The 20,741-nt window shown below is 71.6% G+C and carries 19 protein-coding genes and 1 tRNA gene; 7 read left to right on the top strand and 13 right to left on the bottom strand.

Annotated elements, in window-relative coordinates; translation table 11 throughout:
• Positions 1 to 153: 153 nt before the first annotated feature.
• Genes pknB through D7147_RS29610 form a run of 7 tightly spaced genes read right to left on the bottom strand, consistent with a single transcriptional unit; the run spans position 154 to position 9,176 of the window.
• The gene (gene pknB / locus D7147_RS29640; protein ID WP_120683604.1) at positions 154 to 1,968 is read right to left on the bottom strand and encodes a Stk1 family PASTA domain-containing Ser/Thr kinase; all 1,815 of its coding nucleotides are present in this window, start codon (positions 1,966 to 1,968) and stop codon (positions 154 to 156) included.
• Positions 1,965 to 3,377, bottom strand: coding sequence for a serine/threonine-protein kinase (locus D7147_RS29635; RefSeq protein ID WP_120683602.1), 1,413 nt, complete (start codon positions 3,375 to 3,377; stop codon positions 1,965 to 1,967). The genes pknB and D7147_RS29635 overlap by 4 nt, the downstream gene beginning before the upstream one ends.
• Position 3,378: 1 nt before the next feature.
• Positions 3,379 to 4,887, bottom strand: coding sequence for a peptidoglycan D,D-transpeptidase FtsI family protein (locus D7147_RS29630; protein WP_120683600.1), 1,509 nt, complete (start codon positions 4,885 to 4,887; stop codon positions 3,379 to 3,381).
• Positions 4,884 to 6,374, bottom strand: coding sequence for an FtsW/RodA/SpoVE family cell cycle protein (locus D7147_RS29625; protein ID WP_120683598.1), 1,491 nt, complete (start codon positions 6,372 to 6,374; stop codon positions 4,884 to 4,886). The genes D7147_RS29630 and D7147_RS29625 overlap by 4 nt, the downstream gene beginning before the upstream one ends.
• Before the next feature lie 28 nt (positions 6,375 to 6,402).
• Positions 6,403 to 7,899 (bottom strand): PP2C family protein-serine/threonine phosphatase, encoded by a 1,497-nt coding sequence (locus D7147_RS29620; protein ID WP_120683596.1) that lies wholly within the window; start codon positions 7,897 to 7,899, stop codon positions 6,403 to 6,405.
• A complete protein-coding gene (locus D7147_RS29615; protein WP_120683594.1) occupies positions 7,896 to 8,381 on the bottom strand; it encodes an FHA domain-containing protein FhaB/FipA in 486 nt (161 codons plus the stop codon). The genes D7147_RS29620 and D7147_RS29615 overlap by 4 nt, the downstream gene beginning before the upstream one ends.
• A gap of 6 nt (positions 8,382 to 8,387) precedes the next feature.
• A complete protein-coding gene (locus D7147_RS29610) occupies positions 8,388 to 9,176 on the bottom strand; it encodes an FhaA domain-containing protein (protein WP_120683592.1) in 789 nt (262 codons plus the stop codon).
• Between the two features lie 207 nt (positions 9,177 to 9,383).
• Between D7147_RS29610 and D7147_RS29605 the strand changes: the two genes are divergently transcribed.
• From D7147_RS29605 to D7147_RS29595, 3 genes are all read left to right on the top strand, one after another.
• Positions 9,384 to 9,469, top strand: a tRNA-Leu gene (locus tag D7147_RS29605).
• 109 nt (positions 9,470 to 9,578) lie between these two features.
• Complete coding sequence (locus D7147_RS29600) at positions 9,579 to 10,652, top strand: NAD-dependent epimerase/dehydratase family protein (protein ID WP_120683764.1); 1,074 nt, start codon at positions 9,579 to 9,581, stop codon at positions 10,650 to 10,652.
• On the top strand, positions 10,649 to 11,455 hold the full coding sequence (locus D7147_RS29595; RefSeq protein ID WP_120683766.1) for a WecB/TagA/CpsF family glycosyltransferase: 807 nt from the start codon (positions 10,649 to 10,651) through the stop codon (positions 11,453 to 11,455). Before D7147_RS29600 ends, D7147_RS29595 begins: the two co-directional genes overlap by 4 nt.
• Before the next feature lie 67 nt (positions 11,456 to 11,522).
• Here D7147_RS29595 and D7147_RS29590 read toward each other — a convergent pair whose 3' ends face one another.
• Positions 11,523 to 13,397 carry a S8 family peptidase gene (locus tag D7147_RS29590; RefSeq protein ID WP_120683590.1) on the bottom strand — a complete coding sequence of 625 codons (1,875 nt, stop codon included), beginning with the start codon at positions 13,395 to 13,397 and terminating at the stop codon, positions 11,523 to 11,525.
• A gap of 215 nt (positions 13,398 to 13,612) precedes the next feature.
• Between D7147_RS29590 and D7147_RS29585 the strand changes: the two genes are divergently transcribed.
• On the top strand, positions 13,613 to 14,212 hold the full coding sequence (locus tag D7147_RS29585; RefSeq protein ID WP_120683588.1) for a hypothetical protein: 600 nt from the start codon (positions 13,613 to 13,615) through the stop codon (positions 14,210 to 14,212).
• Here D7147_RS29585 and D7147_RS29580 read toward each other — a convergent pair.
• The 3 genes from D7147_RS29580 to D7147_RS29570 all read right to left on the bottom strand — a co-directional run bounded on the left by D7147_RS29580 (position 14,180) and on the right by D7147_RS29570 (position 15,900).
• A complete protein-coding gene (locus tag D7147_RS29580) occupies positions 14,180 to 14,566 on the bottom strand; it encodes a hypothetical protein (protein WP_120683586.1) in 387 nt (128 codons plus the stop codon). The two genes, D7147_RS29585 and D7147_RS29580, sit on opposite strands and share 33 nt — an antisense overlap.
• Before the next feature lie 261 nt (positions 14,567 to 14,827).
• Positions 14,828 to 15,049 carry a DUF397 domain-containing protein gene (locus tag D7147_RS29575; protein WP_120683584.1) on the bottom strand — a complete coding sequence of 74 codons (222 nt, stop codon included), beginning with the start codon at positions 15,047 to 15,049 and terminating at the stop codon, positions 14,828 to 14,830.
• The gene (locus D7147_RS29570) at positions 15,019 to 15,900 is read right to left on the bottom strand and encodes a helix-turn-helix domain-containing protein (RefSeq protein ID WP_120683582.1); all 882 of its coding nucleotides are present in this window, start codon (positions 15,898 to 15,900) and stop codon (positions 15,019 to 15,021) included. The genes D7147_RS29575 and D7147_RS29570 overlap by 31 nt, the downstream gene beginning before the upstream one ends.
• 668 nt (positions 15,901 to 16,568) lie before the next feature.
• Between D7147_RS29570 and D7147_RS29565 the strand changes: the two genes are divergently transcribed.
• Positions 16,569 to 16,862, top strand: coding sequence for a hypothetical protein (locus D7147_RS29565; protein WP_120683580.1), 294 nt, complete (start codon positions 16,569 to 16,571; stop codon positions 16,860 to 16,862).
• A gap of 100 nt (positions 16,863 to 16,962) precedes the next feature.
• On the top strand, positions 16,963 to 17,445 hold the full coding sequence (locus D7147_RS29560; RefSeq protein WP_120683578.1) for a hypothetical protein: 483 nt from the start codon (positions 16,963 to 16,965) through the stop codon (positions 17,443 to 17,445).
• 47 nt (positions 17,446 to 17,492) lie between these two features.
• Here D7147_RS29560 and D7147_RS29555 read toward each other — a convergent pair whose 3' ends face one another.
• Entirely contained in the window at positions 17,493 to 18,278 is a 786-nt protein-coding gene (locus tag D7147_RS29555; protein WP_120683576.1) for a PASTA domain-containing protein, read from the bottom strand.
• A 144-nt stretch (positions 18,279 to 18,422) separates the two neighbouring features.
• On the bottom strand, positions 18,423 to 19,106 hold the full coding sequence (locus D7147_RS29550) for a PASTA domain-containing protein (protein ID WP_120683574.1): 684 nt from the start codon (positions 19,104 to 19,106) through the stop codon (positions 18,423 to 18,425).
• Between the two features lie 122 nt (positions 19,107 to 19,228).
• Here D7147_RS29550 and D7147_RS29545 point away from each other — a divergent pair, with 122 nt between their 5' ends.
• The gene (locus D7147_RS29545; protein ID WP_120683572.1) at positions 19,229 to 20,653 is read left to right on the top strand and encodes a hypothetical protein; all 1,425 of its coding nucleotides are present in this window, start codon (positions 19,229 to 19,231) and stop codon (positions 20,651 to 20,653) included.
• Positions 20,654 to 20,741: the final 88 nt, after the last annotated feature.

Genomic DNA, 20,741 nt, shown 5'->3' with positions numbered 1-20,741 from the left:
GGCCCGGTTCAGCGGAGCGGCCGATACCGGCGCGACGGCCGGCCGCTCCGGCGGACGCCATGATCGGCTCAGGGTTTCCGGGGTGTCCGTGCAGGCGGACACCCCGGCTCATCTGGAAGTCGGGCCGGGCCACATCGGGCCGGCTGCCGGTGCTCAGTCGTTGCGGGGGAAGCCCGGCGGCAGGGGAGGCATCGGGAACCCGCCGCCACCACCGGTGCCCGGCGTGGTCGGCGTCACCGTCGGGGTGGGCGAGTTCGAGTCGCTCGGCGGTGCGTCCGGCGCGGGGACGGTCACGTAGATGGTGACCTCCCGGCCGCGCGGCAGGTTCGCGCCCGACTCGGGGCTCTGCCGCTCCACCCGGCCGGCCTGGTCCGCAGGCACCTCGCTCCCCTCGCGGACCCGGACGTCGTAGCCCGCGTCCTCGAGCTCCTCCCGCGCGTCGTCCTCGGTGGCGCCGATCACCCGGGGCACCTGGCCGACGTTGCCCTTGGAGACGGTGAGGGTGATCGCGGTCCCCTCGGCCACCTCCTTGCCGGCCTCGGGCGACATCTCGAGGACGGTGTTCTTCTCCCGCGAGCTGTCCTTCTCCTTCGGCGGGTCGTTGACCTTGAAGCCCAGGCTCTCGAGCTGCTGCTTCGCGCTGTCGAAGCTGGAGTTGACCACGTTCGGGATGGTCCGCGTGTTCGGCCCGGCGCAGACCTGGATGGTCACCGTCCGGTTCGGTTCGAGCTCGGTGTCCGGCGCCGGGTTCTGCGCGACCACCGTGCCCTTCTCACAGGTGGGGTTGTTCACCTGTTCGCCCGCCTGCGGGGCGAAGCCGGCGTTCTGGACCGCCTGGAACGCCTCCTGCTGGGTCATGCCGGTCAGCGACGGCACCCGCCGCAGGTCTTCCTCCTTGCCGTTCATGAGCAGCGCGGCGACGAGGGCGATCACCGCGAGCACGCCCACCGCCGAGAAGAGCGCGATCAGCCAGGATGAGGCCCGGCGGCGGCGCGGGTCACCGACCCGGGCCGGGATCTGCCGGGTCGGCGGGGCGGCCCCACCACCGGCCGGATAGCCGCCGGCGGCCGGGGCCATCGGCATGGTCTCCTGCTCGCGCATCACCGGCGTGGCCAGCACGGGCCGCCCGGCGGCGGCGCGCAGCAGATCGGCCCGCATCTCGGCGGCGCTCTGGTAGCGGTTCAGCGGATTCTTCGACAGCGCCTTCAACACGATCGCGTCGACCGCCGGATTCACGTCCGGGTTGATGTCGCTCGGCGTCGGCGGCGCCTCCCGGACGTGCTGGTACGCGACGCTCACCGGGCTGTCGCCGACGAACGGCGGGTGCCCGCAGAGCAGCTCGAAGAGCACGCAGCCCGCCGCGTAGACGTCGGAGCGGGCGTCGACCGCCTCCCCCCGGGCCTGCTCGGGAGAGAGGTACTGCGCCGTGCCGATCACCGCGCTGGTCTGCGTCATGGTGGTGGCGCCGCTGGCCAGGGCGCGGGCGATGCCGAAGTCCATCACCTTGACCTGGCCGGTCTGGGTGAGCATCACGTTTCCGGGCTTGATGTCCCGGTGGATGATGCCGTGCCGGTGGCTGAACTCCAGCGCCGCGCAGACGTCGGCGCAGATCTCCAGCGCCCGCCGCGGCTGGAGCCGCCCCTCGGCCGCCAGCACCTCCTTGAGGGTCCGCCCGTTGACGAACTCCATGACGATGAACGGCAACGTCTCGCCGGTCGGCGCGGTCTCCTCGCCGGTGTCGTAGACGGCCACGATCGCCGGGTGGTTGAGCGACGCCGCGTTCTGCGCCTCCCGCCGGAACCGCATCTGGAAGGTGGCGTCCCGGGCGAGGTCCGTGCGGAGCATCTTGATCGCGACGTCCCGACCGAGCCGGAGGTCGCGACCGCGGTGCACCTCGGCCATGCCGCCGTAGCCGAGCAGCTCGCCGACCTGGTACCTGCCACCGAGCAGGCGGGCCTGGGCTGTCATCGCGTCTGTCGTCCTTCGCTCGTCGTCGTCTCGCCGCTGGTCAATCGGAGCCGCTCGAACTGACGGTACGACCCCTGGGTCAGGTCGTCGCGTCCGTCGAACCGTAGCGCGCCGGAGGTCACGGTCTGCGGTGTGACCGGTGCGGACTGTGTTCCCTTGCGCAGCTTGTAGGAAATCACGCCCGAGCAGAGCAGGACCAGTACGGCGAGGAGCACGGCCACGAGCACCGTTCCCGGCCGGGACCGCCCCGGGGCGGGCGGCGGTGGTGTTGGACCGGCCTGCCCCACGTACCCGGACGGCGGGACCGGCGGCTGCGGCACCGAGGCGGCCCCACGCGGATAGCTCGCCGCCGCCATCGGCGGCCGGGGCTGCGCCACCGCCGGCGCGACCGCGGTGGGTCGCGGCGGCTGGGGCGGCGCGGCGGAGACGGGACGGGACGCCGCGGGCGACGTGGCGGCTGGCGGCCGGTGTGGGGACGTCATCGAGCGCGACTGCTGCGGGGGCGGCACCTGGGCCCGCCCGGGCGGCGCGGCCGGCGACGCCGGGACACCCGAGATCGGCCGGGACTGGGTGTTCGCCCGGGCCTGCTGGGAGAGTGCCGCCTTCAGTTGGCGGGCCACCCCGGCCAGCGCGGCGGCGCTCGGCCAGCGGGCCGCCGCGTCCTTGGCCAGGGCTCGCTCGACCAGCGACCGCACCTGCGGAGGAATGTCGGCCGGAAGTGGCCGGGGCGCCTCCTGCACGTGCTTCATCGCGATCTCGAGCGGGTTGTCCCCTTCGAACGGGCGGCGGCCGGCGAGGCACTGGTACGCGACCACCCCGAGGGCGTAGACGTCGGACGCGGGCGTCGCGACCTGGCCCATGGCCTGCTCGGGCGAGATGTACGAGGCCGTGCCGAGCACCGAGCCGGCCGCGGTGAGCTGCCCCACCAGGTCGGAGCGGGCGATGCCGAAGTCGGTGAGCACCAGCGTGCCGTTCGGCCGGACGAGCAGATTGCCCGGCTTCACGTCGCGGTGCACGATGCCCTTCTCGTGCGCAGCATGCAGCGCGTCGGCGGCCTGGGCGACGAGGGCCATCGTCCGGGCCGGGGTGAGTCGCCCGACCCGGCTCAGCGTCGCCGAGAGCGGATCGCCCTCGACGTACTCCATCACCAGGAAGGCGATGTGTTGGTCGTTGCCGAAGTCGTAGACGTCCACCACGCCGGGGTGGTTGATGGTGGCCATGGTCCGGGCCTCGCCGCGGAACCGCTCGGCGAAGCCCGGCTCGTCGAGCAGGGCAGGGAGCAGGCTCTTGACGGCAACCGTCCGGCCCAGCACCTGGTCGGTGCCGCGCCAGACGTCACCCATACCGCCGCTCGCGATCCGCTCGTCGAGGCGGTAACGGTTGCCGAGCTGGACCCCGGGGCTGAGCATGTCAGCGACTCCCGGGGTCGGAGATGACCGCCTGCATGATCTTGCCGGCAATCCGGGCGGCCTCGGCGCTGCCGCCCGGCCCGGCCTGCTCCAGTTCGACGCAGACGGCGGAGATCGGGGTGCCGTTCTTGTCCATGACGAAGCCGATGAACCAGCCGTGGTCGGGCCGGTCGGGCGCGGACTGGGCGGTGCCGGTCTTGCCGCCGACCGTGTAGCCGTTGATCCGCGCGTTGCGGCCGGTGCCGTTCTCGACCACGCTGACCATCATGTCCCGCAGGTCGCCGGCGACCTGGCCGCTGATCGGCTGTCGCAGCTCCCGAGGCTCCGCCGTGTAGTAGCTGGTGGTCCGGTCCGGGCCCAGCAGCTGCCGCACCAGGTACGGACGCATCTGCTTGCCGTCCTTGTTGGCGACGGCGGCGGCGATCATCGCGCCCTGCAGCGGGGTCATCCGCACGTTGTTCTGGCCGATGGAGGACTGGGCCAACGCGGCCGGGTCGGTGCCGCCGTCCGGATTCTGCATGTCCCCGGTGCGGCTCGCCGCCACCGGCAGCCCGCCCTCGCCGAGCTGGCCGACGGTGAGGTCCTCCTGCTCGAAGCCGAACTGCCGGGCCTTCTCCTTGAGCACGTCGGCGCCGAGGCGCACACCGAGCTGGGCGAAGCCGGTGTTGCACGACTCGGTGACCGCCTCCATCAGGGTGACCTGATCCCCGGGGCAGATGGACGCCGCCGCGTTGCGGATCGGCGTGCCCGAGGTCGGCGCGGTGTAGCTGGGACCGGCCGGGATCTTCGTCTCCTTGCCGACGCCGTCCTCCAGCGCCGCCGCGGCGACCACGATCTTGAAGGTGGAGCCGGGCGGCAGGACCTCCCCGAGTGCCCGGTTCTTCAGCGGGCCGTTCGGATCCTGCTCCAACTCGTTGTACGCGGCGGCGGCCTTCGTGCTGTCGTGGCTCGCCAGCGGATTCGGGTCGAAGCTGGGCATGGAGACCAGGGCCTGAATCGCACCGGTACGCGGGTCGATGGCGATCGCGGCGCCCCGCTTCACACCGATCGTGTTGTTCCGCAGCTGGTTGTACGCCGCGTCCTGGGCCTTCTTGGAGAGGCTGAGCAGGACGTTGCCGCCGCCGGTCTGGTCGCCGGTGAAGAGGTCCTTGATCCGGTCGCCGATCAGCTGGTCGCTGGTGCCGGCCAGGAACTCGTCCTCGACCCGCTCGATGCCGGTCTCGGCCAGGTTGACCGGCTTGTAGCCGAGCGCGTGAGCGTACTCGGCGCCGGCCGGGTAGGTCCGCAGGAACCGCAGCTTCCCGCCGGTGTCCTTGCTGGTGGCCAGCGCCGTTCCGCCGGCTTCGATGTTGCCGCGCTTGCGCTCGTACTCGGCGACCTGAACCCGGCCGTTGTAGTCACTGTTGCGGTATTCGTCCGCCTTGTAGGCCTGAATCCAGTTCAGGTTTGCGAAGAGCAGACCGAAGAGGACTATGACGACGACACCGGCGCGGCGCAGGGGTGCGTTCACGGCCTGATCACCTCCGTGGGGGCACCGTGCAGCTGCTCCGGCGGGCCGCCCGACGGTCGCGCGGTCCCGCCCCCGCCGGTCACCGGCCGGTGCGCACCGTCGGAGACCCGGAGCAGCACCGCGATGAGCAGCCAGTTCGCCATCAACGACGAGCCACCGGCGGAGAGGAACGGGGTGGTCTGGCCGGTCAGCGGAATGAGCTTGCTGATCCCGCCCACGATCACGAAGACCTGCAGCCCGAGGGTGAACGCCAAGCCGCCGGCGACCAGCTTGCCGAACGAGTCACGGACCGCCAGCGCGGCGCGCAGGCCGCGCTCCACGATCAGCAGGTAGATGACCAGCAGCGCGGAGAGGCCGAAGAGGCCGATCTCCTCGCCGAGTCCGGCGAAGATGAAGTCGTTCTGCACCTCGGGTAGCAGGCCCGGCTGGCCACCGCCCGGCCCGGCGCCGAAGAGCCCGCCGGTGCCGAGCGCGAGCAACCCCTGCACCAGCTGGTAGCCGTCGTTGTGCGGATCGGCGAACGGGTCCAGCCAGATCTCCGCCCGCAGGTAGAAGTTGGCGAACGGGCCGCCCACGAGATCACCGAGGATGTACGCGAGGTAGGCGCCGCCGAAGAAGAGCACCAGGCCGATGATCAGCCAACTGACCCGCTCGGTGGCGATGTAGAGCGTCACCACGAACATGCCGAAGTAGAGCAGTGAGGTGCCGAGGTCCTTCTCGAAGACCAGGACCAGGAGGCTGATCAGCCAGACCACGACCACCGGGCCGAGGTCACGCCCGCGCGGGAAGTCGATGCCGAGGAAGCGTCGGCTCGCCAGCGAGAGCACCTCGCGCTTGCGCACCAGGTAGTAGGCGAAGAAGACCAGCAGCGCCAGCTTGGCGAACTCGCCGGGCTGGATGGAGAAGGTGTCGCCGAACTTGATCCACAGCTTGGCGCCGTTGATCTCGGAGAACCGGCTGGGCAGCACCGCCGGGATCATCACCAGCACGATGCCGGCCAGCCCCAGGGTGTACGCGTAGCGGGAGACCGACCGGTGGTCGCGCAGGATGACGAGCAGCCCGGCCGCGAGGATCACCGAGACAAGGGTCCAGGCGAGCTGGCGGCCGCCCGTGCCGGCGAAGACGGCGAGGCCCTCCCGCTCGGCGGGAACGGCGTCACTCAGGTCGAGCCGGCGCAGGAAGCCCACGCCCAGCCCGTTGAGCAGCGCCACCGCCGGCAGCAGGGCCGGGTCGGCGAACGGGGCGAGGAACCGGATGACCAGGTGGAGGCCGAGGAAGACGGCACCGAGCGCGGCAGCCGGGATCCAGAAGTCCGGGGTGACCGTGTCGAGCATGGTCGCCTCGACGGTCGCCCCGTACGCGGCCACCAGCACCATGGCCAGCAGCAGCAGGGAGAGCTCGGCGTTGCGCCGGGACCGGGCCAGGCGTACGCCGGGCTGCTCGCCCGTGGTGGCGGGCGAGGCTGCCGGTGTGGCCGCTGCGGTCACGGAAGGGTCCTCGGGGTCGGGCCGACGCTCACTCGGGCGACCGGCAGCCGGCCGGGTCGAGCGCCGGCGGAGCCGAGTCGGAGGGTGGCGCGTCGGGCGTGCTGGTCGGCTCGGTGCCGACCACGCTGCCGCTCGGGCTGGGGCTGTTCGAGACCTGGCCGACGCGGCTGCTGGCCGTCGGCGCGCCGACGGCGGCGCTGCCGCTCGGCGTGGGCGTCGTCGCGACGGTGCTCGGCGACGGACTCGACGGACTCGACGAGGTCGACGGGGTCGACGAGGCGACCGGCGTGGACGGGCTCGGGCAGACCGGCTTGAGGTTCGGGTTGGTCGGGTCCTCGCTGGTCAGCTCGGCCAGCCGACGCTCGGCGTCCGGCTCGCTCTTGGCGGGGATGCCCTGCTTGACCTGCTCCTGTGCGGCCAGGGTCAGGTCGTCGAGCTGTGCGGGGCTGGTGGAGTGCACGGTGGAGAGATCCAGGCCGGCGATCTGGCCCTGGATCCCACGGAAGACCGCGACCTGGCCCTCCTCCGTGGCCCCGACGTAGTACTGCTGCTGGGTGTAGCTCCAGCCGGCGAAGAGGCCACCGCCGAGGATCACCAGCAGGGCGATCCCCATCGCGGCCGCGCGTACCGGCCGGTGCCGGCGCCGCTCGGGCTCGTCCTCGTCGGGAGTCGGCTCCTCGGGCGCCGGTGAGCGCGGCGCCGAGAGCGCCGAAGCCCGGGCGGCCGGGGTGGAGATGTCCGCCGAGGTCGCCATGCCTCGATCCCGGGCGGCGGCGCCGCCCACGATCGGTGTCGCCTCGACGATGTCCTGGTCGGTCGCGTCAGCGATGATCACCGTGATGTTGTCCGGGCCACCACCGCGGAGCGCGAGCTGGACGAGCCGCTCGACGCACTGCTGCGGGTCGGTGTACTCACGCATGGTCTCGCCGATGGTGTCCGCGCTGACCACACCGGAGAGCCCGTCGCTGCAGATCAGGTAGCGGTCACCGGGAAGCACCTGGCGCACTGAGTATTCCGGGTCGATGTCCCGGCCGTCGAGCGCACGGGTCAGCAGCGACCGCTGCGGGTGGCTGCTCGCCTCCTCGGCGCTGATCCGGCCCTCGTCGACGAGCATCTGGACGTAGGTGTCGTCCTTGGTGATCTGCGCGAACTCGCCGTTGCGCAGCAGGTACGCACGGGAGTCGCCGATGTGCACCATGCCGAGCTTGCTGCCGGAGAAGAGCGTCGCGGTGAGTGTGGTGCCCATCCCCTCCAGTTGGGGATTGGCGTCCACGGTGTCGCGGAGTTGTTGGTTGGCGGTGCCGACGGCTGATCGCAGCGCGTCGACGAGAGCGTCCCCGGGGACGTCCTCGTCGAGCGGCGCCATGGCACCGATGACGATGTTGCTGGCGACGTCACCGGCGGCCATGCCGCCCATGCCGTCGGCAACGGCGAGTAGCCGCGGTCCGGCGTAGACGGAATCCTGGTTGCCGTCTCGGATCAGACCGCGGTCGCTGTGGGCCGCGTAGCGCAGGGTCAGAGTCATGGCCGTAATTCGAGGGAAGTGCGGCCGATCCGGATCGGCACGCCGAGGGGGACGGGGGTCGGTCCGGTGACCTTAGCGCGATCCAGATAGGTGCCGTTAGTCGAACCGAGGTCCTCTACGAACCACTGCCCGTCACGTGGCACGAGTCGGGCGTGTCGCGCCGACGCGTAGTCGTCGGTGATGACGAGGGTGGAGTCCTCCGCACGACCGATGGTGATCTGCGCCTCACCGAGCGTGATTCGAGTGCCGGCCAGCTGACCGGCGGTCACCACCAGCTGGTGCGCTGCCCGACCCCGCTTCACCTTGGCCGGCTTCGCCGCCTGACCCGCCACGGCGCCCAACGTCCGGGGCGCGGCGACCAGCCGGCCCGAGCGGGCACCCGCGAAGAGGTCGCGGCGGATGACGCCGACCACCGTGAAGACGAAGATCCACAGCAGGATCAGGAACCCGAACCGGGCGACGGTGATGACGAGTTCCGGCAACGCTGATCAGCCGTCCACGCGGAAGGTCAGTGTGGTGGTGCCGAGCTGGATCATGTCCCCGGGGTTGAGGGCGACGGCCGAGACCCGCTGACCGTTGACCATCGTGCCGTTGGTCGAGCCGAGGTCGGTCAGCACCACCTGACCACCGTCGAAGTCGAGGCGGGCGTGCCGCCGGGAGATCCCGACGTCCGGGAGCCGGAGGTTGGCCTGGTCACCACGGCCGATGACCGTGGAGCCCATCTGCAACGGGTAGGTGCGACCGTCGCCGGAGACCAGGCGTACGTTGCGCCCGCCGCCGTGCCCGGGCGGAGGCCCGTAGCCGCCACCCTGGTCGTACGCGGGATAGGCGGGCGGGCCGGCGTCGTAGCCGGGGCCCGGGGCCGGGGCCACGTCGCCGCCGGTGTAGACCTCGGCGGTGACCCGGAACATCCCGGTGTCCAGCCCGTCGCCGCGCTCGATCTCGACGATCACGTCGCCGTAGACCGTCCAGGCCTGCTCGCCGATGAACTCCGCCTGCGACTGGGCCAGCTCCTGGGCCAGCGCGGCAGCGTAGGGCGCCAGCCGACTGTGGTCGTACGGCGAGAGATCGATCACGTAGCGGTTGGGCACGAGGGTGCGCCCACCGGCCAGGATGGCCTTGTGCGCCTCAGCCTCCCGCTGCATGGCGTTGAGGATCTCCACGGGGTGGACCACCCCTTTGAAGACCTTGGCGAAGGCCCCTTCGACCAGGCCTTCCAGACGCTTCTCGAAGCGTTGCAGCACGCTCACCGGCTCCTCCTCGGGTCCCGAGGACATGATGGTATCCGGCCGGCGCGCGCGCAGCTCACACGCCGCTCGGCCGCCTGCTCCCGGCCCGTTCGGATGGGCCGCTCCTACCGTGCTACTCTTTCGTCCGCCACGAACGGTAACCGGTCGTGGCGATGACCGGAACAGCGTAATATCTGCCGGGCCCCGCCGCTGGCGGCGAGGTCGGGTCGGGTTACAGTTATCCGGTCGTGCCACGGGGAAGTGGCGGAATGGCAGACGCGCACGGTTCAGGTCCGTGTGCCCGAAAGGGCGTGGGGGTTCAACTCCCCCCTTCCCCACCACCACACGAGGGCTCCGCGGGTCGCGGGGCCCTCGCGGCATATCGGGGCATGTCGAGCATCACGCTATGCTCCGAATGGTTTTCTGCCTCCGATGGACCAGGAGTGGCGTGTGAGTGTCGCGTTGGTGACCGGGTCGGGCGGTCTGATCGGCTCCGAGGCGGTCCGGCACTTCGCCGGTCTCGGTCTCGACGTGGTCGGTATCGACAACGACATGCGGCAGCAGTTCTTCGGGTCGGAGGCGTCGACCGCGTGGAACGTCAAGCGGCTGACCCAGGAGCTGGGGTCGGCGTACACACATCACTCGATCGACATCCGCGACCGGGACGCGCTGGCGAAGCTCTTCCAGCGGTACGGCGCGGAGATCGCCGTGGTGATCCACACGGCCGCGCAGCCCTCGCACGACTGGGCGGTCCGTGACCCCTACACCGACTTCGACGTCAACGCCGGCGGCACGCTGAACGTTCTCCAGAACGTCCGCGAGCACTGCATCGAGGCGCCGGTCATCCACTGCTCGACCAACAAGGTCTACGGCGACCGGCCCAACAGCCTGCCCTTCGTGGAGCTGGAGACCCGCTGGGAGATCGAGCCCGGGCACCCGTACGAGCAAGGCATCCGGGAGGACATGTCGATCGACTCCTCCCTGCACTCGATCTTCGGCGCCTCGAAGGTCGCCGCGGACGTGATGGTGCAGGAGTACGGCCGCTACTTCGACATGCGTACGGCGTGTTTCCGCGGCGGCACGCTGACCGGCCCGGCCCACTCCGCCACCGAGCTGCACGGCTTCCTCGGCTACGTCATGCGGGCCAACATGGAGCGCCGGACGTACCGGATCTACGGCTACCAGGGTAAGCAGGTCCGGGACGCCATCCACAGCTCGGACGTGGTCGGGGCGTTCGAGGCGTTCTTCCGTAACCCCCGCTCGGCGGCGGTCTACAACCTGGGCGGCGGGCGGCACTCCAACACCTCCATGCGGGAGGCGTTCGCCGAGGCCGAGCGGATCACCGGCCGGGAGATGGTCTCGGAGTACGTCGAGGCCAACCGGGTCGGCGACCACAAGTGGTGGATCGGCTCGAACGAGGCGTTCCAGGCCGACTATCCCGAATGGAAGCAGGTCTACGACGTACCGATGATCATGCGGGAGATCTACGAGGCCAACGTGGACAAGTGGGTGCCCTCGGCATGACCGTGCAGCGCAAGCAGAACGTGCTCGGCGTCCTGGTCGACGCCACCGACTACGCCGAGGCGACCGAGCAGGTCGTCGCGGCCGCCCAGGAACGCCGCCCGCTGGCGCTGACCGCGCTGGCCGTGCACGGCGTGATGACGGGCGTGCTCGACCGGGCCCACAACGCCCGGCTCAACTCCTTCGACGTCGTCACCCCGGACGGCCAGCCGGTGCGCTGGGCGCTCAACCTGCTGCACCACGCAGGCCTCCGGGACCGGGTGTACGGCCCGACGTTGACCCTGCACGTGCTCTCCCGGTTCGCCGACGAGGGTCTGCCGGTCTACCTGTACGGCTCGACCGAGGAGACGCTGTCCCGGCTGATCCCGGCGTTGGAGCGGATGTTCCCGGCGCTCAAGATCGCCGGTGTGGAGCCGTCCAAGTTCCGGGCCGTGCAGCCGGGCGAGGACGTCGAGATCGCGGACCGGATCCGGGCCAGTGGCGCCCGGCTCGTCCTGGTCGGGCTCGGCTGTCCCCGGCAGGAGGTCTTCACGTATGCCATGCGGCCGCTGCTCGACATGCCGCTCATGGCGGTCGGGGCCGCCTTCGACTACCACGCCGGGCTGTTGCGCAAGCCCCCGCCGTGGATGCAGCGGGCCGGTCTGGAGTGGCTCTGGCGTCTGGGCCTGGAGCCCAAGCGGCTCTGGCGCCGCTACGTGATCCTCAACCCGGCGTTCCTGAGCCGGCTCTTCGCGCAGAAGCTCGGGCTGTGGAAGGCGGCGCCGCCGGCACCGGCCGCGGAACGCCCCGCCGGCTTCGCGGTCTGACCGCACTCCTCGACGACACGTGTGAGGGCCCCTCCCCGACCGGGGAGGGGCCCTCCGTCGCCACTGGTCAGAGGGTCAGCGACCAGGTGTTGATATAGCCGGTGTCGCCCGAGTAGACGTCCCGCACCCGCAGCTGCCAGGTGCCGTTCGCCGCCTCACTGGAGAGGTTGACGGTGTAGGTCGTGTTCACGTTGTCGACGCCGTCGAAGAAGCTGCTGTTCTTCAGCCGGTACGACGAGCCGTCCGGGGCGACCAGGTCGATCACCAGGTCACCGCGGAAGGTGTGCACGATGTTGACCGGAACCTGCGAGCTCGCCGAGGCGTTGCGGCCGCATCCGGAGATCACGATCGAGCTGGCCACCGTGGCGCCGGTGTCCGGGATCGCGACGTCGGTGCCGTTCGTGCCCGAGCAGCCGCCGCCCGTACCGGTCACGGTCAGCGTGTAGGTGGCCGTACGGGTCGCCGACGCACCGGTACCGGTGATGGTGATCGGATAGCTTCCGGCCGGCGTGCCGGCCGAGGTGGCGATGGTGAGGGTCGAGGAGCCGCCCGAGGTCACCGTCGACGGGCTGAACGAGGCGGTCGCGCCGCTCGGCAGGCCACTGGCGGAGAGGCTGACCGACTGGGCGGAGCCGTTCGTGGTGGCCGTACCCACGGTCGCCGTGACCGAGCCGCCCGGCGCGGTGGAGCCGGAGGTCGGCGACACCGAGACCGAGAAGTCGTTGGTGGGCGGCGGGGTGGACCCGTTCACGACGTAGAGCAGCCGGTTCGGGGTGCCGGTGCCGAGGTTGGTCAGCACGTTCGGGGTCGAGTTGTTGACCAGGTTGTCGCGGACCTGCTGCGGGGTCAGCCCCGGCGTCGCGGAGAGCACGAGCGCCGCGACGCCGGCGACGTGCGGCGAGGCCATCGAGGTGCCGCTGATCGTGTTCGTCGCGGTGTTGCTGGTGTACCAGGCGGAGGTGATGTTCACGCCCGGGGCCAGGATGTCGACGCAGGTGCCGAAGTTGGAGAAGCTGGCGGCCGCGTCGTTGTTCTGGGTCGCGCCGACGGTGATCGCGGGTCCGACCCGGGCCGGCGAGTAGTTGCAGGCGTTCTGCCGGTTGCCGAAGATGTCGCCGTTGCCGGCGGCGACCGCGTACGTGATGCCCGAGTTGATCGAGTTGGTGACGGCCGTGTCGATCGAGCTGTTGGCCGAGCCGCCGAGGCTCATGTTCGCCACCGCCGGCTTGACGGCGTTCGCGGTCACCCAGTCGATGCCGGCCACGACCTGGGCGTTGGTGCCGCTGCCCTGGCAGTTGAGCACCCGGACGCCGACGAGCTGGACGCCCTTGGCAACACCGTAGGCGGAGCCGCCGACAGTGCCCGCGACGTGCGTGCCGTGACCGTTGCAGTCGTCGGCCGCGCCGCCGTCGATCGCGTCGAAGCCGGAGACGGCCCGGCCGCCGAAGTCGTTGTGCGTGAATCGGATGCCGGTGTCGATGATGTAGGCGCGGACGTTGGACGCCGTGTTCGGGTAGGTGTAGGAGCTGTTCAGGGGCAGGTTCCGCTGGTCGATCCGGTCCAGGCCCCAGGACGGCGGGTTGGGCTGGGTGTCGGCGATCGAAACGGTGTGGTTCTGCTCGACGTACGCCACGGCGGGGTCGGCCGCGATCCGTGCGGCGGTCTTCTCGTCGACCCGCGCCTCGAATCCGCGCAGCGCGGCTTCGTAGGTGCGGGCGACGGATCCGCCGTGCCGCCCGGTCAGGCGGTGGGCGTTGTCGCTGACGGAGTCCCGGCCGACCGCGGTGTCCTTGAAGACGACGATGTAGCTGTCGGCCACGGCGGTGGCCCCGCCCGCCGCTCGGATGGTGCCGGTCGGTTCGGCGGCCAGTGCGGGCGTGGCGGCGGCCAGCATGCTGAGCGTGGCCACCCCGACGAGTACGGACCTGTGGGCAAGACCCATCTCTCTACCTCCCTCCGACTGGCAGCCGTCCGAAACGGGTACCCGATCGGATCGACGACTGCCGATCTAGCCGAGAGTAGAGCGAGGGGGTGCGTCATTGAAACATGTCGAATCTTTCATAACGCGTGAAGGATGACCCCTACGGGAGCACGTCCGGGGCCAACGGGGGCGCTGCCCGGATTCGCCGAGCGGGCGGACGGGCAAGGCTGTTCGGCATGGATAGTCATCTCGTCGTGCTGCTGCCGGTCGCCGCGGTCTGGCTGGCCGCCGGCCTCCTCGCGGACGGACTACCCCGGCTGGAGCGCGCCTGCTCGATCCGTCGGCGCAGCGGATGGCTGCTCGGCCTGGTCGTGAGCGGGCTCGCGCTGACCTCGGCCGTGCTGGTGGCCGGGCTGCTCAGCGGTGGGGACGCGCCGGCCGACCGGGCCGCCGCGGCCCTCGACGTGGCCGCCGTACCCGCCCTGGTCGTCGCCGTCTGCACCGTCCGCCGGGTGCGCCGGCTCTGGGCCGGAGCGGGCGCCTTCGCCACTGCCCCGGACACGCCGGCGCCGTACGGTCTGCGCGCCGCGGCAGCGCATCCGTTGATGGGCCTGCCCCTGCAGGTGACCGCTCTGCTGGCGGTGGCCGGGATGATCGCGGCGAGCGGCGGTGACCAACTCACCGAACCGGGGGTCACCGGGCCGGCGATCACCGCCGGTGCGCTCGGGATCCTCGCCGTCGGAATCCGGCACGCGCTGCGGCACAACCGGCTCAGCGAGCGGGCCCGGGTGCCGGCGCCGGCCTCACCGGGGGCGGCCCGCCCCCTGCATGTATAGCAGCTCCAGAATCGCGCGGGTCGCCTCGAACCAGCGGTCGAGCCAGCCGGGCGGCGGCAGGCTGCCCTTCGGCGGCAGCTCCAACAGCAGCCCTTGCAGCAGTGGGTGGTCGACCAGCGAGTCGCCCGGCTCGGTGGACCAGCTGGCCGGGAAGTTCGCGGCACCGTGCGAGTTCGGCTCCAGCGACGGCAGGTTGATCGCAGAGGCGGAGTGCTCGGCCGCCTCCTCCCGCTCGGGGTCACCCGCGACCACCTCCGTGAGGACGGTGTCCCGACGCGCACCGCGGTACTTGCCACCGAACCGCTCCGATTTGCTCGGACCGTTGGTGAGGTTCTCTGACCCGATCGTCGTCATGCGTCTCGCCTGCCTCGCTCGGTTGCCGATCCCCCGCGGCCGGTTTCTGCACCGGCGCCATACCGACGGGTTCAACGAGGCGGGGCGCTTGTGGCGACGGGACGCCCGGTGGATCGTGGCCCGCCGCGGCCTCTTCGAAAGGAAATGGAGCGCACATCCGTCGGTGATTGTTCGGGCGATCGGGCCCGGAACGCGGCAGCGGGCCCCCGTCCGGTGAATCCCGGACGAGGACCCGCCCCGTCGCCTTTGCGCCCGAGTGCTTCAGGCCGAACCGAACCCGCCGTTCCTGGTGCTGGCGACGAAGGCGTGCCAGTCAGCGGGAGCGAAGATCAGGGCCGGCCCCGTCTTGTCCTTCGAGTCCCGGACGCCGACCACTCCCGGCACGTACGCCACCTCCACGCAGTTGTCACAGTTCGGCCCGCTCTTCGAGCTCTTGAACCACGTTGCCTGCGTCAGGTCCACGGAGAACCCCTTGGTCGCCATTTCCACAGCGGCTCCTCTACCAGTTTCGCGATGTGTGCGATGGACTCCTCCGGACGAATGGCCGCCGCTCGAATGTGATCGAAGATGAAGCTGTACTTCTGCAGTTCGTCGCCCTTCTCGAGGAAGAGCCCACCCGTGGCGTTCTCCGCGTACACGACATCCGGATCACCGGGCTCGGGGAAGCTCAGGATCGTGAAGGTGCCATCCATGCCGGCGTGCGCCCCCACCTCGAAAGGCAGGATCTGCAACGTCACGTTCGGCAGCTCCGCGACCTCGACCAGCCGTTTCAACTGGTTCCGCATCACTTCGTCCCCGCCCACCGGACGGCTCACCACCGCCTCATCGAGCACCACCCACAGATCGACCGGATCATCCTGTGTCAGCAACGACTGCCGACCGAGGCGGACACGGACACGTTGTGCGACTTGATCCGGGGTGAAGTCCGGGCGGGCGGCCCGGATCATCGCGCCCGCGTACTCCTCGGTCTCGAGCAGACCCGGCACCACCTGCTGTTCGTACGCCCGGATCGAACTCGCCGCCGCCTCCAGCCCGACGTACGCGCCGACCAGCACGGTGCTGTACGGATGCCACCAGCCCTTCTGCCGGGCCTCCCGGGCGATCTGCACCAACTCGTCGCTCTCCACGCCGACCACTCCGTAGATCCGGAGCATGTCGCGCACGTCGCGCGGCGTGGCCGTGGTGTGACCGGTCTCGATCCGGGAGACCTTCGACGCCGAGCACTCCAGCTGCTCGGCCACCGCCTCGATGGTGATGCCGGCCGCCTCGCGCTGGCGCCGCAACTCGGCGCCGAGGCGCCGTCGCCGGATGGTCGGGCTGCGCCGCTCGCTCACCGAGCCACCCCGCTTCGCCTCGTGCCCGGCCCGCCTAGCGCGCGGAGGAGTGTCACCCCGACATGCCGGCTCTTCGCCCTCACCCGCCTGTACCTCCGGTCGACGCGCCGATGGTCGCCGTCCGCCGCGGCGCGCAGCTTCGACGGCGGACGGTTCGCGGCTCGGGGGGTGGTGCCGGTCGTCGACCGGCCGCGGGCGGGCGAAACCGGTCCTCAGTGTGACGCCCGAACGCGGATGGCTTCAAGCGCTGTTTTACGTGTCGCACTCACGTATCGGCAAAAGTCGACGTGCAACTTGCATGAAGCACGTCGCTGGTGCACTCTGTCCGTATGGCTCGGGTTACTCACCGTCTCGACAGCCTACCCGTTAGTGATCATCGCAGCGGGGGCGGCCTGCCGAACGGCCCGATCCGGCCAGCGACAACCAGATCTGCCCCGGGGTGATGACCCCACCGCTGCACGCCAGCCGGCTGCGGCGGTGGGCGCAAAACCCGGAAGCAGCCGGGTGATGGTCGGGTGGCGGCGCGCCACCAGCGGGTACGGCCCGACCACCACCACCCGCACCACCCACCGGTACGCGAGACACGACCTCGCCGTATCGACCCGTGAAAAGTCCCCCCGACGAGACTCGCCGGCGAGGCCGCCGGCCAACCTTCCTCAGGAGCCCATGTGCTTCCCCGCTCCGGTGACGTACTGCACGTGACTCGCGCGGCGAGTGTCCAGTTCCTCCGGCCCATCAAGTTCCGGGTGATCCGGGTGCTCGACTGGCCAACCTACGACGGTTGGCTCTGGCTCGACGGCTACGAGTTGAACGCGGCGGGGGACGCGGTCAACCGGCGGTCGATCTTCGTACAGCGGGAGGGGCTGCAGCAACTGCCGCAGCACCGGCCCGTGCCGCAGCAGCGACCGCACACCGCGCGGCAGCGCAGGCCGGTCTCCCGTACGCCGGTCCGGGTGGGCTGAGCACCGCGAACCCGCAGTTTGTGGGCGTGTCTCGCATTAGACTCAGGGCACGCCCACCCCGGCAGGTTCCACCCCGCGCGTCCAGGACCCCGAACCTGGGATGGCCATGCTCAATCTGCCCGCCGCGCGGCGGCAACACCGCTCACCTATCACCTATGCCTTCGTACTCCTGGCGTTCTTCGGCGCCGCCACCACCCTCGCGGTCGTGGTACGCGACCCCGCCCTCTCCTCGACCACCCATCTGCCGGAGCCGGTGCCCGCACCGGAGATCACGGTGATCGGCGAGGGGTCCTCACCCGACCCGGACGACGGACCCGGCTGGGACGGAACGCCCGGCGTCGCTGATCCGCTCGACGACGGAAGCAGCACGGTCCCGGGCGACCCGAACAACGCGGCCGATCCGGCCGGCGAAGACCCGGCGAACGGCTCCGGAGCCGGCGCGCTGGCCGGCGAGAGCGCCCCGCACACGGGACGACACTCACCGGACGACGTCCGCCGGGCACTCTTCTGGTCCGGCGTCCTCGGGTTGACCATCTCGCTCGCCGGGCTCGGCCTGGTCGGCACCCGACGACGGATGTGGTGACCGCACCTCCTCAGCCCCACCGGTCCGGCCCGCGGGAACGCCCCCGATCAGGGAGTAGCCGTCGTCGTGGGGGCCGACGTCGGCAGGCCGGTCGGGGCGGCCGAGGTGGCATCGGCCTGTGAGATCAGGAGCGCGATCTCCTCCTCCTCGGTCACCACCTCACCCGCCTCCGGGTCGGTACCGATCACTCGCCCCGGCGGCAGCTCCGACGGACGGAACTCCACCCGATAGCTCAACCCGAGCCGGTCCAGCAGCGCCTCAGCAGCCGCCTGCGGCAGACCGGCCAGCGGCGGCACCGGCACCTCGACCGCCTCGGTGGCGGTCGGCGGAGCGCTGCTCGGGGACTCGGTCGTCGGCTCGGCCGAGGTCGGGGCGGCGCTGGTCGGCGCGGCCGTGGTGAGCGAGGGCGACACTGACGGCTCCGGGCCGGGCCGCTCGTCCGCGGCATTGCTCAGCAGCCACAACGCGACGCCGAGCAGAGCCACCAGGAGCAACGCGAGGATGCCCCAGAGGATCGGCAGCCACCAGCGCCGGCCACCCTGCTCCTCCTCGTACCACTCGCCGGCCGGCTCGGGGTAGTCGGACGGTCGAGGCGGCGGCACCCCGGCCCGCCCGGACCAGGGCGCCACCCGCTCCGGCTGCGCCGGAACGTTCCGATCGGTGGGCCGGCCCAGCGGGGTCGTCGCGTCCGCCGACTCAGGGGAGCTCGCCCCGGCGCGCTCCGCCGGACCGGGCAGCCGTTGGGTCTGGTCGTCCGGCTCGCCGCCGGAGCGCGGAAGCGGGCGGGTCTCGTCGCGGTCGCCGGCGGGTGGCTCCTGGCGGTCGTCGCTCATGGCACGTCCTCTCCCGAGCCGGGCAGGCGTCCTGGCCTCCTGTCCGCCAACCTAGCTGGCCGCGCAACCATCGGCCCGGATCAACGTGCCGACCCGCCCACGGACGACCGTCGCCGACCGTCCGTCCAGTTCAGGCCGTCTGCGTCACGGGGCCGGAAAGAACGGTGGCTGGTTCGACTTCTCCGCCCCGCACCAGATCCGCACCTGGTCGTTCCAGCGCGCCGAGCCCCCCTCGGACGGCTCCTGGCGGGTCACCTCGCCGCGCTTCCCATTCGGGTAGTCCGGGTAGAAGCCCGACTCGCCCAGCTCGTCCGCCGCGTCGGCGCAGTCGTCACCGACGACGTCCGGCACCTCACTCTCCGGTGGCGGTCCGGCCACGTAGAGCGTCACCGTCGTCCCCCGCCGTACCTCGCGGCCGACCTCGGGATCGGTGCGTTCGATCGAGCGGCCCGCACCGTCACCGAAGACCAGACGCCAGCCCAGCCGGAGATCGCGCAGCTCGTCGCGCGCGTACAGGAAATCCGTGCCGATCACCGGCGGTACGGTCAGCCCCGAGGCGGTCGACGCCGAGGTGCGCGGCGCCGACGGGGTGGTCCGCGTGGGCTCCGGGCGGTGGCTGGGTCTTCCGCTCGCCGCTCCGGTCGCGCTCGGCGCCGCCACCGGCTTCTCCGGGGACTGCTCGCCCTCGCCCGCCAGCAGCCAACCGCCGGTCGCGCCGATCGCGGCGAGCAGCACGGCGACCATGCCGCCGCCGAGCACCACGGTGAGTCGTCCCGGGCTGCCCTCGCGTCTCTCGCCGAGATTGCCGTTCGTGTTCCCGTCCGTCATACCGACACCGCCTCAGTCACCCGCGACCGTACCGAGTCCCGCCAGGTCGCCGCCGCCACCGTCCAGACGGGACGGTTGTCGACGACTCGCCGCGCCGACGACGGGACGTTACGCTGCCCGGCATGGCCAGACGCGGCTGGGGAGGATCCATCGCGACCGCCGTCGGCGTTGCTGCCGGCACCGGCGCGGCCCAACTGGGCTTCGGCTACGGGTTGGGCATCATCAACTGGGCACCGGCCGACGCCGGTGCGGCCCGGGGGGCGTGGGTCGCCAGCCTGGTCTGGGCCACCTGGATCGCCGGCACCTCGACCATCCTCGGCGCGGTCTGCGCGTACCGCCTGCACGAGCGGGCGCGCGACGCCGCGAGGGTGACGGCCCACGAACCGAGCCCGGCGAGCTCCGACGTCACTTCCGACGCCGCCACGACCCGACTCGACGGTTCGACCGCCCCGACCGGGTCCGGTGCGCCGCGGCAGGCCGACGAGGGTGACCCGGTACCGGCCGGCCGGGGGACGGAGGAGACCGCTCGCGCCAGCAGTCTCCGGCGGATCGCCCTGTCGATCGCGGCCGGGCTGGGCGGCCTCGTCACCGTGCTGCTGGTCGCGGTTCCCGCCCGGGTGGCGGTGGCCGCGGACACCGCCACCCCGCAGCGGCTCGCCGCCGGGTACGCGGCGATCGGGGTGCTGTTGGGGGTGTTGACCGCGCTCTGGGCGCTGCGCTCACGCGCCGCCGCCGCCAACGTGATCGCGACGGTCGCCTGGCTCTGGCTGCTCGCCGTGGTCGCGGTGGTCGACGGAGTACTCGCCGGACGCGGGCTCGCCAGCGCCCAGCTCGGCATCTGGCAGATCAGCTCGGACCGGCCGGGATTCTGGATCCGGGACTACCTCTACTGGCCGGGAGTGGTGCTCTCGCTCGGCTCCGCGCTGCTGATCGGCGTACTGGCTGCCCGGCGCACCGCCCGCTCGGCGGAGCACCGGATCGGCGCGGCCATCTCCGGCGCGGCCGGGCCGCTGCTCGTCGCGGTGGCCTACCTGTTGGCCGTACCACGGCTGTCGGCGATCACCCCGGAGCAGGTGTCGGCGCATCTGATCGCCCCGTACGCGGTGATCGTCGGAATCGGCGGTTCGGTGCTGGTGGCAGCGCTCGCACAGGGCCGGGCCCGGCGGGCGGCGTCGCGGGCCGGCGCGAACTCGACCGGCACGGCGAGCGGGTCGGGGCCGACGGTCGGCACGACCGAGCCGGCGACCGGACCGACGATCCCGACCGAGGCCGAGACGGCGGTGGGGGCTCGGACGACCGGCGACTCGACCGGGACGTACCGCCCGGCTGCCACGCCACCGCCGGACGCCGTCCGGCCCACCGACAGCGGGGAGTTCGCGCCGCCCGGCAGCACCCCTCCCGTGCCGAAGGTGCCCGCGCCGCGTACCGGGGAGGCCGATCGACTCGACGACCCGGGCGAGCCGGAGGCGGCCGCGGCCACCGCGGAGCCGGTCAAGCCGGAGACCCGGTCCGGTCGCCGTGCCCGGCCGCCGCGTCGCACCGGCTGACGAACGCTCACCCTCGATCGGGTCGGCTCCCACCGGCACCGGCCCGGCCGGAACGCTCTCGACGTGCCCAGCGCGGTCGGCGGGTCAG

The organism is Micromonospora musae (genome assembly GCF_003626545.1).
GTDB classification, from domain to species: domain Bacteria; phylum Actinomycetota; class Actinomycetes; order Mycobacteriales; family Micromonosporaceae; genus Micromonospora; species Micromonospora musae.
This window is presented reverse-complemented; position numbering and strand designations above follow the sequence as displayed.